Here is a 16,562-nt window from a genome sequence, read left to right as displayed (position 1 = left end):
GCGACGCGCTTGTGCGGCGTCGGCTTTCCTTGCAACGCGTTCGACTAAATGACGCCCTCCGCGGCAGCGCCGCGGGGGGCTTTCTGTTGCTGGCACCTGACGAAAGGTATTCAATGCCGACAGGAGCCGCAAAGTGCTCCCACTCCAAAAATCGTGACACATTCACCGTGATCCAAGGGAGATCAAAATGCCTGCTATCCGTTTGCGGTTGGGGGCCTTTTCGGCTGCCCTCGCATTGCTCGCAGCGACCACGAGTCCCTCCGTCGCGCAGAAGAAATACGACATCGGCGCCTCCGACAGCGAAATCAAGATCGGCAACATCATGCCCTACAGCGGAGCGGCTTCCGCCTATGGCGTGATCGGCAAGACCGAGGAGGCCTATTTCCGCAAGATCAATGCCGAGGGTGGCATCAACGGCCGCAAGATCACCTACATCAGCTATGACGACGCCTACACACCACCGAAGACCGTCGAGCAGGCGCGCAAGCTCGTCGAGAGCGACGAGGTGCTGCTGATCTTCAATTCGCTCGGCACGCCGCCGAACTCGGCGATCCAGAAATACATGAACCAGAAGAAGGTACCGCAGCTGTTCGTCGCCACCGGCGCCACCAAGTGGAACGACCCGAGGGAATTTCCCTGGACGATGGGCTGGCAGCCCAACTACCAGAGCGAGTCCATCATCTACGCAAAGTACATCCTGAAGAACAAGCCGGACGCCAAGATCGCGGTGCTCTACCAGAACGACGATTACGGCAAGGACTATCTGAAGGGCTTCAAGGACGGGCTCGGCAGCAAGGCGGCGTCGATGATCGTCGCCGAGGATAGCTACGAGGTCACGGAGCCGACCATCGACTCCCACATCGTCAGGCTCAAGGCGTCCGGCGCCGACGTGTTCTTCAACATCACGACGCCGAAATTCGCGGCGCAAGCGATCAAGAAGAACGCCGAGCTCAACTGGCATCCGCTGCATTTCCTCAACAACGTCTCCGGATCGATCGGCAGCGTGATCAAGCCCGCGGGCTTCGAGAACGCCCAGGACATCATCTCGTCGCAATATTTCAAGGACCCGACCGACCCGCAGTGGAAGACCGACAAGGCAATGATCGCCTGGAACGAATTCCTCGATAAATACTATCCGGAAGCGAACCGCGCCGATGCCTCCGTGATGTATGCCTACATCGTCTCGCAGGGCCTGGTGCACGTGCTCAAGGCGTGCGGCGACGACCTGACCCGCGAGAACATCATGAAGCAGGCGGCCAGCATTCGCGATTACGAACCCGGCGGCCTGTTGCCGGGGGTCAAGGTCAACACCTCGGCGACCGATTTCGCGCCGCTCTCGCAACTGCAATTGATCCGCTTCAAGGGCCAGACCTGGGAGCGCTTTGGCGAGATTTTGAGCGGCGACGTCGGCGGTTAACCCGGAATTGTCGACTAAAGACGAGAGCCCCTGCGGCATTGTCGCAGGGGCTTTTCATTGAGACGGACCGCCCGAAATGCTAATCATTGCAGTCAAATAACAGAGCCCTCGAAACAAGGGGGCCGCGACACATTCGTCTGACAACAGGGAGAGAGACATAGATGTCCGCCACCACAAGACTTGCGGTCCTCGGGGCCGCCCTCGCGCTCGTCGCGACGTCCAGCAGCGCTGCGCTTGCCCAGAAGAAATACGACACCGGCGCCGGCGACACCGAGATCAAGATCGGCAACATCATGCCCTACAGCGGACCCGCCTCCGCCTACGGCATCATCGGCCGCACCGAGGCCGCCTATTTCAAGAAGATCAACGACGCCGGCGGCATCAACGGCCGCAAGATCAACTTCATCTCCTACGATGACGCCTACTCGCCGCCGAAAGCCGTGGAGCAGGCGCGCAAGCTGGTCGAGAGCGACGAGGTGCTGCTGATCTTCAACTCGCTCGGCACACCGTCGAACTCGGCGATCCAGAAATACATGAACTCCAAGAAGGTGCCGCAGCTGTTCGTCGCCACCGGCGCCACCAAGTGGAACGATCCGAAGGACTTTCCCTGGACCATGGGCTGGCAGCCCAACTACCAGAGCGAGACCCAGATCTACGCCAAGTACATCCTGAAGAACATGCCGAACGCCAAGATCGCCGTGCTCTACCAGAACGACGATTACGGCAAGGACTATCTGAAGGGTCTGAAGGATGGCCTCGGCCAGAAGGCCGCCAGCATGATCGTCGCCGAAGAGAGCTTCGAGACCTCCCAGCCGACCATCGACAGCAACATCGTCAAGCTGAAGGCAAGCAACGCCGACGTCTTCATCGATATCGCGACGCCGAAATTCGCTGCGCAGGCGATCAAGAAGGTCGCCGAGATCGGCTGGAAGCCGACCCACTTCCTCAACAACGTATCGGCCTCGGTCGGCAGCGTGATCAAACCGGCCGGCTTCGAGAATGCGCAGGACATCATCTCCGCCGCCTACCTGAAGGACGCCTCCGACAAGCAATGGGACAATGATCCCGGCATGAAGGAATTCTACGCTTTCATGGCCAAGGACTTCCCCGAGGGCGACAAGCTCGACGGCGGCACCGTGGTCGGCTTCGGCGTGGCCCAGACCCTGGTTCAGGTGCTGAAGCAGTGCGGCGACAACCTCACCCGCGAGAACATCATGAAGCAGGCGGCGAGCCTGCAGGACTTCCGCACCGAAGTGCTGCTGCCCGGCATCAAGATCAATACCGCCGCGAACGATTTCGCCCCGATCAGCCAGTTGCAGCTGATGAAGTTCAAGGGCGATAAATGGGAACTGTTCGGCGACGTCATCAGCGCCGACGTCGGCGGCTGATTTCCTGCCGACAATCGACCGACAATGGCCCCCTGCGATACCGTCGCAGGGGGTTTTTCATTCACCATGGGGCGACCGGCCCGGGTCAATGCCTGCTTACACTTTACCCGGCGATGCGCTAGGAAAACCGGCAACAACCGCAGAGAACCCGGCAGCCCAGCGCGCCGGCAACAACAAGGAGTTTTCGGGAAATGCCGAAGCCGATCCGTCACCGTGTCGCAACCGCCCTGCTCGGCCTCGCCGTCGCTGCCATGACCGGCAATGCCGCATGGGCGCAGAAGAAATACGACACCGGGGCGACCGATGCCGAGATCAAGATCGGCAACATCGTGCCCTATAGCGGCCCGGCGTCGGCCTATGGCGTGGTCGGCAAAGCGATGGCGGCGGTCTTCAAGAAGGTCAACGACGATGGCGGCATCAACGGCCGCAAGATTAATTTCATCTCCTATGACGACGCCTATTCGCCGCCGAAGGCGGTCGAGCAGGCGCGCAAGCTGGTCGAGAGCGACGAGGTGCTGTTCCTGTTCGGCACGCTCGGCACCGCCTCCAACACCGCGATCCAGAAATATCTCAACGCCAAGAAGGTGCCGCAGCTGTTCGTCGCCACCGGCGCCACCAAGTGGAACGATCCGAAGGCGTTCCCGTGGACCATGGGCTGGCTGCCGAGCTACCAGAGCGAGTCGCGGATCTATGCGAAATATCTGCTCAAGGAGAAGCCCGCGGCCAAGGTCGCGGTGCTCTATCAGAACGACGACATGGGCAAAGATTATCTCAAGGGCCTGGAAGACGGCTTCGCCAGCGATCCGGCGCGGATTGCCGCCAAGGAGAGCTACGAGGTTGCCGAGCCCACCATCGATTCCCATGTGGTGCGGCTGAAATCCACCAACCCCGACGTCATCATCTTCTTCACCACACCGAAGTTCGGCGCCCAGGCGATCAAGAAGCTCGGCGAGATGAACTGGAAGCCGGTGACGATCGTCTCCAACGTCTCGGCCTCCACCGCGACGGTGATGCGCCCCGCGGGCCTCGACAATGCGCAGGGCGTGATCTCGGCGGCCTACGCCAAGGACGCCAGCGACCCGCAGTGGAAGGACGACGCCGGCATGAAGGCGTTCGACGAGCTGCTCGCCAAATACATGCCCGACACCAACCGCGTCGATGCCTCGGCGATGACCGGCTACAACATGGCGACCACGATGGTCGAGGTGCTGCGCCGCTGCGGCGACGACCTCACCCGCGCCAATGTGATGAAGCAGGCGGCGAGCCTGAAGCAGTTTGCGCAGGGCGGCCTGCTGCCCGGCGTGACGCTGTCGACCGGGCCTGCCGACTTCCAGCCGATCGAGCAATTGCAGCTGATGCAGTTCAAGGGTGAGCGCTGGCAGTTGTTCGGCGACGTCATCAGCGGCGAAGTCGGCGGAAACTGACCGCGTAACGAAAGCACAGCCATGACCGACCGTCGTCCCTTCCTGCGTTCGATCTTCGATGCCGCGGTGGCGGCTGCGCATCCCGATGTCGTGCTGGCATCGCGGCTGCGGCCGGCGCCGAAGGGACGCGTGATCTGCCTCGCCGCCGGCAAGGGCGCCGGCGCCATGGCGGCGGCGGCGGAACGGCATTATCTCGACACGCTCGGCCTCGAACCGTCGCGGCTGGTCGGTATCGCCACCACCCGGCACGGCCATGGCGTCCCGACCCGCCGTATCAAGGTGGTCGAGGCCGGCCACCCGGTGCCCGATGAAGCCGGCCTGCGAGCGGCTGACGATACGCTGCGGCTCGCGGCGGAAGCCACCCCCGACGATCTGCTGCTGGTGCTGCTGACCGGCGGCGGCTCGGCGAACTGGATCGCGCCCGTCGAGGGCGTGAGCTTTGCCCAGAAGCAGCAGGTCAACCGCGCGCTGCTGCGCTCCGGCGCGCCGATCGGCGAGATGAACATCGTGCGCAAGCATCTGTCGCGGATCAAGGGCGGACGGCTGGCCCGCGCCGGGCAGCACGCCGCCGAGATCGTCACGCTGGCGATTTCCGACGTGCCGCATGACGATCCCTCCGCGATCGCCTCGGGGCCGACGGTACCGGATCCGACCACGCTCGCGGATGCCCGCGCGCTGGTCGCCAAATACAATCTCTCGGTCGATGACGCGGTCCGCCGCGCACTCGACGATCCCAGGAACGAGAGCTGCAAGCCGGGCGATCCCGCCTTTGCGCGCGCGACATTCGATCTGCTGGCAAAGCCGAAAGCCTCAATCGACGCCGCGGTGAAGGTCGCGCAGGACGCCGGCTACGAGACCATCGCGCTCGGCGCCGATCTCGAGGGCGAGGCCCGCGACGTCGCGGCCGATCACGCGCGGCTCGCACTGAAGGCGCGCAGCGAGGGCAAGCGCGTCGCCATCGTTTCCGGCGGCGAGCTCACGGTGACGGTGCGCGGCAACGGCCGCGGCGGCCCCAACCAGGAATACGCGCTGGCGCTGGCCGACCTGCTCAAGGACACGCCCGACATCGCAGCGCTCGCCGCCGATACCGACGGCGCCGATGGCGGCGCCGGCAGCGCCACCGACCCCGCCGGAGCCGTGATCGATCAGGCGACCTTCGCAAAGATGAAATCGATCGGCCTCGACCCCAGGGCCTATCTCGAGAACAACGATGCCACCGGCTTCTTCGCGCAGACTGGCGATTTATTGCTGACCGGGCCGACGCTGACCAACGTCAACGATGTGCGCGTGATTTTGGTGGATTAGTTTGCCGTCATTCCGGGGCGGCGCAAAGCGACGAGCCCGGAATCCATAACCACGAGCGTGAGTATGGATTCCGGGCTCGCGCCAAGCGGCGCGCCCCGGAATGACGAAAGCTCAAAACTCCTGCGCGAGCTTGGCCAGCATCTCCAGCAGCGCGGCGTGGTTGGCCGGGCCGAGCACCTCGATCAGCCGCGCCTCATGCTTGTTGGCGACCAGTTTCTTGGCGCGCGCCAGCACGGCGCGGCCCTTGTCGGTCAGGACCAGGATGTGGGAGCGCCGGTCGTTGGTGGAGCGCATCCGCGCGCAAAGGTCGCGGCTCTCCAGCGCGTCCAGCATGGCGACGAAATTCGGCCTGAGGATGCCGAGCGTGTTGGCGATCTCGGTCTGGTTGCGGCCCGGATTCTTGTCCAGCAGCAGCAGCACCGAGAACTGCGCCGGCGTCAGCTGCAGCGGCGCGACGCAGCGCAGGAAGTCCTCGAACACCTTGAGCTGCGCACGCTTCAGCGAATAGCCGAGCAATCCGGACAGTTCGCCCAGTTGCAGCATGCTGTCGTCCCCGGCAGGATCGACCGGTTCCCTGCGCAGGGCACGCGACGATCGGACGGCATCGGCGGCGGTTTTGGAAACAGTCATCGCTCCAGGCTCGCAATCCCGGTAAAAAACCCCGCGGGACGCTCGGGGACCTTGAGATTATATCTAATAATCGTTATGCACCATATCAAATATCGACGGCTATCAACAGCCGGCATCGGCCGACCCGACCGGCACAGCCGGCTGCGGCGGTCCGACGCTTAAGGGGGAGCGCTCGGCTTTGAACACAACGATCATGCTGTTCCTGCTGCAGGACGGCATCACCAATGGCGCGATCTACGCGCTGCTCGGGCTGGCCCTGGTGCTGGTGTTCGCGGTGACGCGGGTGATCCTGATCCCGCAGGGCGAATTCGTCACCTACGGCGCGCTGAGCTACGCCATGCTGGCGACAGGGCAGGTGCCCGGCACCGTGCGCCTTGCCGTCGCGATGGGCCTCGTCGCGTTCGCGCTCGACCTGTTCTTCGCCCGCAAGGCGCTGCATGCCCGGCTGGTGATGCGCTCGGTCGCGCTCAACATTGCCTTCCCCGTCGCGCTGCTCGGCCTGGTCTATGCGCTGGTTGGCCCCAACACGCCGATTGCCGTCAACATTGCGCTCGCGCTGCTGATCGTGGCGGCGATCGGGCTGTTTCTCTATCGCATCGCCTTCCAGCCGATCGCGCACACCTCCGTGCTGGTGCTGCTGATCGCCTCGGTCGGCTGCCATCTGGCGCTGCAAGGCCTCGGCCTGGTGTTCTTCGGCGCCGAAGGCCTGCGCGCCCCGGCGCTGTCGAGCGCCGCGGTAACCGCCGGTCCGCTGCGCTTCACCGGCCAGAGCCTTGCTGTGTATGCCCTGACGGTCGGCTTCATCGTGGGGCTGTGGCTGTTCTTCGGCTACACCAAGACCGGCAAGGCGCTGCGCGCCACCGCGGTCAATCGCCTCGGCGCCCGCCTGGTCGGCATCCGCACCACGCTGTCGGGCCAGATCGCGTTCCTGCTCGCCTCCGTGATCGGCGCGATATCCGGCATCCTGATCGTGCCGATCACGACGCTCTATTACGACACCGGCTTCCTGATCGGCCTGAAGGGCTTCATCGCCGCCATCATCGGCGGCCTGGTCAGCTATCCCCTGACCGCGGTCGCCGCCATCGTGGTCGGCATCGTCGAGGCATTCTCGTCGTTCTACGCGAGTAATTTCAAGGAAGTCATCGTGTTCACGCTGATCCTTCCCGTCCTGGTGCTGCGCTCGCTCGCAGCGCCCCAGGTCGAAGAAGAGAAGGATTGAGCGCGATGACGCAGCGGCTCCCTCTCATCATCTTCGCGCTCGTGATGGCGGTGATCCCGCTTCTGCCGGGCATCCCGCCGTTCTGGATCGTGCTGCTCGACAATATCGGTCTCGCCGCGCTGGTCGCGATGGGGCTGGTGCTGCTCACCGGCGTCGGCGGCCTCACCTCGTTCGGACAGGCCGCGTTCTGCGGCTTCGGCGCCTACACCACCGCGGTGCTGACCACCGCCTACGGCGTCTCGCCGTGGCTGACGCTGCCGGCTTCGCTGCTGGTCAGCGGCATTGCGGCCGTGCTGCTCGGCCTCGTCACGGTGCGGTTGTCCGGCCACTATCTGCCGCTCGGCACCATCGCCTGGGGCATCGGCCTGTTCTATCTGTTCAGCAAGCTCGAATTCCTCGGCCGCAACGACGGCATTTCGGGCATCCCGCCGCTCTCGATCGGCTCTTTCAGGATGCTGAGCCCGGACACGATCTATTACGCGATCTGGGTCGCGGTGCTGCTCTCCGCGCTCCTCACCATGAACCTGCTGGACTCCCGCACCGGGCGCGCCATCCGCGCGTTGCGGCGCGGCCATATCGCGGCCGAGGCATTCGGCGTGCAGACGCCGCGCGCCAAGCTCCTGGTGTTCATCTATGCGGCAGTGCTGGCCGGCCTGTCCGGCTGGCTCTATGCGCATTTCCAGCGCGCCGCCAACCCAACGCCGTTCGGCGCACAGGCCGGCATCGAGTATCTGTTCATCGCCGTCGTCGGCGGTGCCGGTTACGTCTGGGGCGGCGTGCTCGGCGCCGGCATCGTCGTGATCCTCAAAGAGGTGCTGCAGAGCTATTTGCCCTACATCTTCGGCGGCCAGAGCCAGCTCGAGACCATCGTGTTCGGCATCATGCTGGTGCTGCTGTTGCAGCTCGCCCCACAAGGCGTCTGGCCCTGGCTGATGTCGCGCCTGCCGTTCAAGCCGGCCCGCAAGACACCGGACACGTCAGTAAAGCTGGAGCACCGTGAGCGCGCGGCGGGAACGTCTCCGGTCCTGCTGCACATCGACAAGGCACGCAAGCAGTTCGGCGGCGTGCTTGCGGTGAACGACGTCTCATTCGACGTCAACGCCCGCGAGATCGTCGCGCTGATCGGCCCGAACGGTGCCGGCAAGAGCACGACCTTCAACCTGATCACCGGCGTGCTGGCCGCGACCAGCGGCAAGATCGCCGTGCTCGGCAACGAAGTCGCGAACGCTCCGCCGCAGGAGGTGGTCAAGCTCGGCGTCAGCAGGACGTTCCAGCACGTCAAGCTGGTGCCCGACATGACCGTGCTCGAGAACGTCGCGATCGGCGCGCATCTGCGCGGCAATTCCGGTGCGATCTCCAGCATGCTGAGGCTGGACCGCACTGACGAGGCGAAGCTGCTGGCGGAAGCCGCGCGGCAGATCGAGCGCGTCGGCCTGTCCGAGCAGATCGACCAGCTCGCGGGCTCGCTGTCGCTCGGGCAGCAGCGCATCGTCGAGATCGCGCGGGCGCTGTGCGTCGACCCGATGCTGCTGCTGCTGGACGAGCCGGCCGCCGGCCTGCGCCACATGGAGAAGCAGCGGCTGGCCGCGCTGCTCCGGCAATTGCGCGACGGCGGCATGTCGGTGCTGCTGGTCGAGCACGACATGGGGTTCGTGATGGATCTCGCCGACCGCATCGTGGTGCTGGATTTCGGCACCAAGATCGCCGAGGGCACGCCGGCCGCGATCAAGCGCAACCCCGACGTGATCAAGGCCTATCTCGGAGCCGCCGCATGAGTGCGCTGCTGACGGTAGCCGACGTCCATATCGCCTACGGCAAGGTCGAGGCCGTGCGCGGCGTCTCGCTCGACGTTGCAGAGAACGAGATCGTCACCATCATCGGCGCCAACGGCGCCGGCAAGACCACGCTGCTTAACGCCATCATGGGCGTGCTGCCGCTGCGGGGCCGCACCACCTTTGCCGGCGTCGACATGGCGCCGCTCGATATCGAGGACCGCGTCGCCACCGGCCTGAGCCTGGTGCCCGAGCATCGCGAGTTGTTCGGCACCATGAATGTCGAGGACAATCTCGAGCTCGGCGCCTTCCGGATCGCGAAGGCAACCGCGGCACGCTCGCTGGAGCGGGTCTACACGCTGTTTCCGCGGCTCAAGGAACGGCGCAAGCAGCTCGCCGGCACGCTCTCCGGCGGTGAGCAGCAGATGCTGGCGATGGGCCGTGCGCTGATGGGCGCGCCGAAATTGCTGATGCTGGACGAGCCGAGCCTCGGTCTCGCCCCGATCATCGTCGCCGACATCTTCCGCATCGTCGGCGAACTCCGCGCAGCGGGTGTCTCGGTGCTGCTGGTCGAGCAGAACGCCCAGGCCGCGCTGCAGATCGCCGACCGTGCCTATGTGATGGAGCTCGGCGAGTTCGTGCTGTCAGGCCCGGCCAGCGAGATCGCCGCCAACAAGGGCGTCGCCGCGAGCTATCTCGGCTTCCAGCACGAAGGCGAGAGCGCGATCTAGGACGCGCAGCTCCGCCGCGGAGAGACTGTCACCCCACCTCGCCGCGCATTACATGCGCGGCGATCCTCCCCCTCCAGGGGAGGATGAAGACGGCTGCGACCTCAGACAAGCATTTCTTACCATGCTTGCATTCCCGCAATGCTTGCGCTCCACTTCACCCTCCCCTGGAGGGGGAGGGTCGAGCGCGCGCGGCGATGCGTAGCATCGTCGGGTGCGATCGGGGTGGGGTGAAGCCGCAAAAATGGTCTCAACATCGATCCGAAGAGCGACTGCGAAGAAGCTGCGCGCGAATGCCACGCCGCACGAGCGGATATTATGGCGTGCGCTGAAGGAGCTGCCGACGGAAGGCACGCATTTCCGAAAGCAAGCTCCGATCGGCCCCTATTTCGTCGACTTCTTCTGCCCGGCCAAGCGGCTGATCATCGAGCTCGACGGCGGACACCACAACGAAGACGAGACCGCGAAACACGATCGCGAACGGCAGCAGTGGCTTGAGAACGAAGGCTACCGCGTCATCCGGTTCTGGAATTCGGAGATCACGGCTGACCTCAACGCTGTGCTGGAACGAATCTATGTCGAGCTCTACGGCGCTCGCGAAGCGGAAGCTGTGCCGCTGAAGCACCACCGACGACGATAGAGTGTCACCCCACCCCGCTTCACATCGCTCACGCAATGCGAAGCGACCCTCCCCCTCCAGGGGAGGGTAAAGAAAAAGGCGGCCCTTTAGCGGGGCCGGCTTCGTCGTTTCGCGGACCAAGATCGGCTCACATCGCCGGGATGTACTTGCCGTCCTTGACCGTCAGCAGGATGCGCGAGCGGTCGTCGAGGCCGTAGCGGTCCTTTTCGGTCCAGTTGTAGACGCCCTGGCTCGCCACGATCTCCTTCTCGGAGATGAACGCCTGGCGGATCGCCTCGCGGAATTCCGGCGTGCCGGGCTTGGCGGTCTTCAGCGCCGTCGGAATGATGCGCTTCAGCACCTCGAAGGCGTCGAAGGAGTGGCCGGCGAACTGGCTGCGGCTGTTGGCGCCGTACTTGGCTTCATAGGCCGCGTTCAGCGTCAGGCCCGGCTTCTTGGTTAGCGCGCTGTCGGGTTGGGTTTCCGGCGACATGATCGGGCCGGCCGACATGATGACGCCTTCCGCCGACGCGCCCGCGATGCGGATGAAGTCCATCGTGGCGGCACCGTGGGTCTGGTAGATCAGGCCCTTGTAGCCGCGCTCGCGCAGCGCGGACTGCGGCAGCGCCGCGGCGGTGCCGGAGGCGCCGACCAGAATGGCGTCGGGATTGGCTGCGACGAGCTTCAGCACCTGGCCCGCGACCGACGTATCCGGACGCGCGAAGCGCTCCTCGTCGGTCATGGTCAGGCCCATCGGCACGGCCTGCGCCTTGAAGTCGTTGACCCAGAGATCGCCGTAGGAATCCGAATAGCCGATATAGCCGACGGTCTTGATGTTGTGCGCCTTCATGTGCTCGTAGAGCACCTTGCCCATGATCGGAATCGACTGCGGCAGGTCGACCGACCATTTCGCGCGGGCCTCATTGATCGGAAACGGCGCGAGACCGAGATGCGGGATACCGGCCTCATTGGCGACCGTCGACACCGCGATCGTCGTCGGCGTGATGCAGGAGCCCATGATGATGTCGGCCTTGGACTCGGTGACGAAGCGCCGCGTATTCGTGGTCGCGGCCGTCGGATCGCCGGCATCGTCGAGCACGATCAGCTTCAGCGGCACGCCGCCGATCTCCTTCGGCACGAAATCGAGCGCGTTGCGTTCGGGGATGCCGAGCGCCGCGGCGGGGCCGGTGGTCGAGATCGAGATGCCGATGGTGATTTCATTGGTCTGCGCCAGCGCGGATGCGCCCGGCAGCGCGATAGCGGCTGCGAGCACTGCGGCGGCGAGAGTGGCCTTCTTCATTCATTCCTCCCTGCGGATATGTTTTTTGGGTTTAAACCAGTTTTGCGGGCCAATTCAGCCCCTTCTTTAGGTCATGAGGGGCTGCAAGTCAGCCCTGAACAAGTCAGCCCTTCATGAAGCGGTCGATAACCTCCTGCGGAAATGGCGCTGATTTCAGCCTGGCGGGATCGTCCGGATGGCGGCCGACCAGCACCCTGGTCTCGAACGCCTCGATGGCCAACGCCTCGCCCTTGAACACGCGGTGCACCACCTCGAAGCTCGAGCGCTTGATGCTCTCGATCCGGCTTTCGATGGTAATCCAGTCGCCATGGGTTGACGGGATGTGGAATTTCGCCCGCGTGTCGACCATGGGAATGCCGACCAAGCCGTATTTGTGGACGAGGTCCTGCTTCGAGCAACCGGCAGCTTCGAACATGATCGAGGTCGAGTCGTCGAACATCGCGAAGTAGCGCGGGTAGTAGACGATGTTGGCGGGGTCGCAATCGCCCCACTGGATCTGCACGTCGCGCCGGTTGACGAACATGGTCTATCCTCGATTGAGCGTGAGCGATCCGGAAGGGCGCTTTGCGCTCTTCCGGATCATGCTTCAGCGCGGCGCCATCCGGAGCGCGGCATCGAGCCGCACCACTTCGCCGTTCAGATAGGGATTGTCGATCATGTGCAGCGCCAGCGAGGCGAACTCGTCGGCCTGCCCCAGCCGGCGCGGGAACGGGATCGCGGCGGCGAGCGAGTCCTGCGCCTCCTGCGGCAGGCCGGCGAGCAAGGGCGTCATGAACAGGCCGGGCGCGATGGTCAGCACGCGGATGCCGAATTGCGCGAGCTCGCGCGCGATCGGCAAGGTCATCGCGACGATGCCGCCCTTCGAGGCCGAATAGGCCGCCTGCCCGATCTGGCCGTCATAGGCCGCGACCGACGCAGTCGAGATCACGACGCCGCGCTCGCCGGTCGCGAGCGGCTCGAGCTTCGCCATCTCTGATGTCGCAAGCCGCAGCATGTTGAAGGAGCCGATCAGATTGACCTTGATCACCTTGTCGAAGTCGGCGAGCGCCATCGGCCCCTCACGGCCGATCACCCGCTTGGCCACGCCGATGCCGGCGCAGTTGACCAGCACCCGCGCCGGACCATGCGCCTTGGCGGCGGCAGCGACCGCGGCTTCGGCTGCCGCCGCATCGGCGACGTCGCAGACCACAGGGATGCCGCCGATCTCGGCGGCGACGTTCTCGGCGAGCTTGGCGTTGAGGTCGCAGACCGCGACCTTGGCGCCCTGCGCAGCCAGCCGGCGCGCGGTCGCGGCACCCAATCCCGATGCGCCGCCGGTGACGATGGCGGCCTGGTCCTTCAACTGCATGGCAATCTCTCCTTGAATGGTCAGACGAGTTTGATCACCGATGCCGGCGGCACCGGCGCATAGAGCGCTTCGATGATGTCAGTGCGATGCTCAAGCACCGCGCGCTGGTTGATCGAGCCCTTGTCGGTGACCTCGCCGCGATCGATCGACAGCGGTGTGTCGAGCAGGCTCGCCCGCGCGATCCGGTTCGATGAACCGGTGGCGCTCGCAAGGACCCGCGCGAAGCGTTCGCGGAAGGCCGCACGCACCAGCGGATCATTGGCCGCGGCCGCGATGTCGCCTGCGGCCAGCGCCGGATTGATCAGGCGGCAACCATCGAGATCGAGGATCACGATCGCCGCCAGCTCGTCGCGGTTGAGCCCCGCGATCACGACGTCGCGCACCAGCGGCGCGCAGGTGCCGACAAAGCGCGCCCTTAAGGGCCCGACGCTGACCCAGGTGCCGCTTGCCAGCTTGAAATCCTCGGCGATGCGGCCATCGAAATCGAAACCGGCATCGAGATCGCCGGCGTTGGCGGGCTTCAGCGCATCGCCAAATTTGTAGAAGCCCTCCTCGTCGAACGCCTTGGCGGTCAGCTCGGGCTGCCGCCAGTAGCCGGGCGTCACGTTCGGACCCCTGGCGCGCACCTCGAGCTTGCCGTTGTTGGGCACCAGCTTGGCATCATTGCCCGACACCGGAAGCCCGACATGGCCGGAGCGGCTGGTATCGGGCCGCACCGACATGAAGAACGGCGAGGTCTCGGTGGCGCCGAGCCCGGTCAACATCGGCACGCGATAGCCCTTCTCCTGCACCGCGAGCAAATCGAGGCTGTTCCAGATGAACGGCGACAGCGCGGCGCCCGAGAAGAACATCGCATGCAGCCGGTGGAAGAACTTTGCCCGCAGGCCTGCATCGTCGCGCAGATAGGGCAGCAGCGATTCATAGCCCTTGGGCACGTTGAAATAGACCGTCGGCGAGATCTCGCGCAGGTTTCGCACGGTCTCCTCGATGCCGCCGGGCATCGGCTTGCCTTCGTCGAGATACATCGAGCCGCCGTTGAACAGCGTCAGCCCGACATTGTGGTTGCCGCCAAAAGTGTGATTCCACGGCAGCCAGTCGACGATGACCGGCGGCTCGTCCTTCAGGAACGCCAGCGTCTCGCGCAGCATCACCTGGTTGGCGCAGATCATGCGCTGGGTATTGATGACGGCCTTGGGATTGCCGGTCGAGCCCGACGTCAGCAGGAATTTCGCGATCGTGTCCGGACCGATCGCGGCATGGGCCGCGTCGAGGCGCGGGCTCTCCGGCGCCGCCATCAGATCGGCGAGCGGCGTCACCTCGCGGCCGGGCACGGTGCCGCGGCTTGCTGCGATCTCGACACCGGGCCCGACATTGGCGCGCAGGGCGTCGGCGAATTTGTCGGCATCGTCGACGAAGACGAGGCCCGGCGTGAGCAGCTTGATGACGAAGCTGAGCTTGCCGTAGTCGCGCGACACCAGCGAATAGGCCGGCGACACCGGGCAGAACGGAATGCCGGCATAGAGCGCGCCGAGCGCGATCAGCGCGTGATCGATCGAATTACCCGACAGGATCATGATCGGCCGCTCGGCGGACAGCCCGCGCGCGATCAGCGCGGAGGCGATGCGCCGGGTCGTCTCCAGCAATTGCGCATAGGTGATCTGGCGCCAGCCGCCGCCGGCTGCACGTTCGGCCATGAACACGCGGCTCGGCTCGGCCTTCGCCCAGTGATGCAGGCGGTCGGTGAGGCGAACGGGGTAATCGGCGAGAGTGAGCTTGGGGCGAAGGTAGATCGTGCCGTCGTCGCGGCGCTCGACGGTGACATCAGGGTTGCCGAACGAGATCGGGCGCAGCGGATGGGTATTCGCGGTGGACGCAGACGCAGATATATCAGCCTTGGCGCTCATGTCGGCTTCACCTTGGCGGTCTTGCGATCCAGGAACGCACGGATGCGCTTCTTGGCTTCCTTGTCGCTCTGCGCCACCGTCGCCATCAGCGATTCCATCAAGAGGCCGGTCTGCGGATTGGCCTCGGCGATCATCGGCAGCGCCTGCAACACGGCGAAGTTGGTCAGCGGCGCATTGGCGGCGACGCGCTCGGCAAGCTCCAGCGCCTTCGGCAACGCGCCGTCGGCCTCAGTGAGATATTGCGAGAAGCCGTAGGCCGCGCCCTCGGTCGCCGAATAGACCCGGCCGGTCAGCATCATGTCGGCCATTCGCGGCACGCCGATCAGGCGCGGCAGCCGCACCGATCCGCCGCCGCCGACGAAGATGCCGCGCTGGCCCTCGGGCAGCGCGAAATAGGCCGACGGCTCGGCGACCCGGATGTGCGCCGCGCAGGCAAGCTCCAGCCCGCCGCCGATCACCGCGCCCTTCAGCGCGGCGATGACGGGCACGCGGCAATACTGGATGCGGTCGAACACGCGGTGCCACATCTGGGAATGCACCAGGCCCTCGGTGGCGTCGCGCTCGGTCAGTTCGGAGAGATCGAGCCCGGACGAGAAATGATCGCCGACGCCATGGATGACGACGGCGCCGACCTCGTCGGGAATCGCGGAAAAGCAGTCGCGCAGCGCCAGGATGATGCCGTCGTTCAGCGCATTGCGCTTGGCCGGCCGGTTGAGCCCGACGGTCAGCACCGCCCCTCGCGTCTCGATCCTGAGCAGCGAGGCATCACCCGCGTCGGCAGCGTTTCCCATGGCGTTATTGTTTCCTATTCAGAATAGTTATGTTTTATAACTATCGTCGCAGGAGTCAAGGCGCGCGTGGCAGCGCAGGACTTCACCCTCCCCTGGAGGGGGAGGGTCGGCTCACATGAAGCGAAGCAGAATGTGAGACGGGGTGGGGTGACGGTCTCTCCATCCGGACAGTGCCCGTGTGGAGCGATCACCCCACCTCGCCGCGCATTTTCATGCGCGTCGATCCTCCCCCCAGGGGAGGATGGGAGCGGAGCGTCAAAGCACCTGATGCACGTCGATCACGACACGGTCGGCGTGGCGGGCGGCGGAGCCGATGAAGATGTGCTCCATCAGCCAGCGGTACTTTTCGGCGCCGGTTTCGAATTTCGGCACGGTGCGGAAATAGATCAGCTTCGGGTCGACCGGTTCGCCGCGCTTGAGCTTCTCGAGCAGATCGACCGGCCCGAAGCGGATGCCCTTGTTCTCGACATAGACGACGGCGCCGTCGTCGGTCTCAAAGGCGTATTTTGCCTCCAGCTCGATCAACTCGCTGGGCCGGATGATCTGGAAGTCGGCGCCGAAGGGCAGCACCTTGCCGTTGATCCCCTCGCCTTTCACCTCGCCGCCGATGATCGGAATGATGCGGCGGATGCCGGTGCCGATGTCGCCGGCGGAGATCACCTCCGCGATCCGGGCGGTGATGGTGAAGACGTATCTGGTCTGAAGCTCCGGTGTCAT

General features: G+C 64.9%; 15 protein-coding genes. 8 read left to right on the top strand and 7 right to left on the bottom strand.

The window, feature by feature from the left end:
• The first annotated feature begins 187 nt into the window (after positions 1-187).
• The 4 genes from BraRD5C2_RS00180 (at position 188) to BraRD5C2_RS00165 (ending at position 5,534) form a co-directional block, all read left to right on the top strand.
• Entirely contained in the window at positions 188-1,417 is a 1,230-nt protein-coding gene (locus BraRD5C2_RS00180; RefSeq protein ID WP_223965981.1) for an ABC transporter substrate-binding protein, read from the top strand.
• Between the two features lie 161 nt (positions 1,418-1,578).
• Positions 1,579-2,805, top strand: coding sequence for an ABC transporter substrate-binding protein (locus BraRD5C2_RS00175; protein ID WP_223965979.1), 1,227 nt, complete (start codon positions 1,579-1,581; stop codon positions 2,803-2,805).
• 191 nt (positions 2,806-2,996) lie between these two features.
• Positions 2,997-4,229, top strand: a complete 1,233-nt coding sequence (locus tag BraRD5C2_RS00170) for an ABC transporter substrate-binding protein (protein ID WP_374707937.1) — start codon at positions 2,997-2,999, stop codon at positions 4,227-4,229.
• Between the two features lie 21 nt (positions 4,230-4,250).
• Positions 4,251-5,534 (top strand): glycerate kinase type-2 family protein, encoded by a 1,284-nt coding sequence (locus BraRD5C2_RS00165; protein WP_223965977.1) that lies wholly within the window; start codon positions 4,251-4,253, stop codon positions 5,532-5,534.
• A gap of 111 nt (positions 5,535-5,645) precedes the next feature.
• Here the strand turns inward: BraRD5C2_RS00165 and BraRD5C2_RS00160 are convergent, their stop codons facing one another.
• Positions 5,646-6,164: a MarR family winged helix-turn-helix transcriptional regulator gene (locus BraRD5C2_RS00160; RefSeq protein WP_223965975.1), complete on the bottom strand. Its 519-nt coding sequence runs from the start codon at positions 6,162-6,164 to the stop codon at positions 5,646-5,648.
• Positions 6,165-6,342: 178 nt separating this feature from the next.
• Between BraRD5C2_RS00160 and BraRD5C2_RS00155 the strand changes: the two genes are divergently transcribed.
• The 4 genes from BraRD5C2_RS00155 (at position 6,343) to BraRD5C2_RS00140 (ending at position 10,523) form a co-directional block, all read left to right on the top strand.
• Positions 6,343-7,383: a branched-chain amino acid ABC transporter permease gene (locus tag BraRD5C2_RS00155; RefSeq protein ID WP_223965973.1), complete on the top strand. Its 1,041-nt coding sequence runs from the start codon at positions 6,343-6,345 to the stop codon at positions 7,381-7,383.
• Positions 7,384-7,388: 5 nt separating this feature from the next.
• A complete protein-coding gene (locus BraRD5C2_RS00150) occupies positions 7,389-9,158 on the top strand; it encodes a branched-chain amino acid ABC transporter ATP-binding protein/permease (protein ID WP_223965971.1) in 1,770 nt (589 codons plus the stop codon).
• Positions 9,155-9,886: an ABC transporter ATP-binding protein gene (locus tag BraRD5C2_RS00145; protein WP_223965969.1), complete on the top strand. Its 732-nt coding sequence runs from the start codon at positions 9,155-9,157 to the stop codon at positions 9,884-9,886. The genes BraRD5C2_RS00150 and BraRD5C2_RS00145 overlap by 4 nt, the downstream gene beginning before the upstream one ends.
• 241 nt (positions 9,887-10,127) lie before the next feature.
• The gene (locus BraRD5C2_RS00140) at positions 10,128-10,523 is read left to right on the top strand and encodes an endonuclease domain-containing protein (RefSeq protein WP_223965967.1); all 396 of its coding nucleotides are present in this window, start codon (positions 10,128-10,130) and stop codon (positions 10,521-10,523) included.
• A gap of 127 nt (positions 10,524-10,650) precedes the next feature.
• Here BraRD5C2_RS00140 and BraRD5C2_RS00135 read toward each other — a convergent pair whose 3' ends face one another.
• From BraRD5C2_RS00135 to BraRD5C2_RS00110, 6 genes are all read right to left on the bottom strand, one after another.
• Positions 10,651-11,802 carry an ABC transporter substrate-binding protein gene (locus tag BraRD5C2_RS00135; RefSeq protein ID WP_223965965.1) on the bottom strand — a complete coding sequence of 384 codons (1,152 nt, stop codon included), beginning with the start codon at positions 11,800-11,802 and terminating at the stop codon, positions 10,651-10,653.
• Between the two features lie 103 nt (positions 11,803-11,905).
• A complete protein-coding gene (locus BraRD5C2_RS00130; RefSeq protein WP_095731507.1) occupies positions 11,906-12,325 on the bottom strand; it encodes an acyl-CoA thioesterase in 420 nt (139 codons plus the stop codon).
• 63 nt (positions 12,326-12,388) lie between these two features.
• Entirely contained in the window at positions 12,389-13,150 is a 762-nt protein-coding gene (locus tag BraRD5C2_RS00125) for an SDR family NAD(P)-dependent oxidoreductase (RefSeq protein ID WP_223965963.1), read from the bottom strand.
• Between the two features lie 20 nt (positions 13,151-13,170).
• Entirely contained in the window at positions 13,171-15,054 is a 1,884-nt protein-coding gene (locus BraRD5C2_RS00120) for a feruloyl-CoA synthase (protein ID WP_223965961.1), read from the bottom strand.
• Entirely contained in the window at positions 15,051-15,845 is a 795-nt protein-coding gene (locus tag BraRD5C2_RS00115) for a crotonase/enoyl-CoA hydratase family protein (RefSeq protein WP_223965959.1), read from the bottom strand. The genes BraRD5C2_RS00120 and BraRD5C2_RS00115 overlap by 4 nt, the downstream gene beginning before the upstream one ends.
• A gap of 255 nt (positions 15,846-16,100) precedes the next feature.
• On the bottom strand, positions 16,101-16,562 hold the full coding sequence (locus BraRD5C2_RS00110) for a DUF3237 domain-containing protein (protein WP_223965957.1): 462 nt from the start codon (positions 16,560-16,562) through the stop codon (positions 16,101-16,103).

This window comes from Bradyrhizobium sp. RD5-C2, from assembly GCF_019972155.1.
GTDB lineage: Bacteria > Pseudomonadota > Alphaproteobacteria > Rhizobiales > Xanthobacteraceae > Bradyrhizobium.
This window is presented reverse-complemented; position numbering and strand designations above follow the sequence as displayed.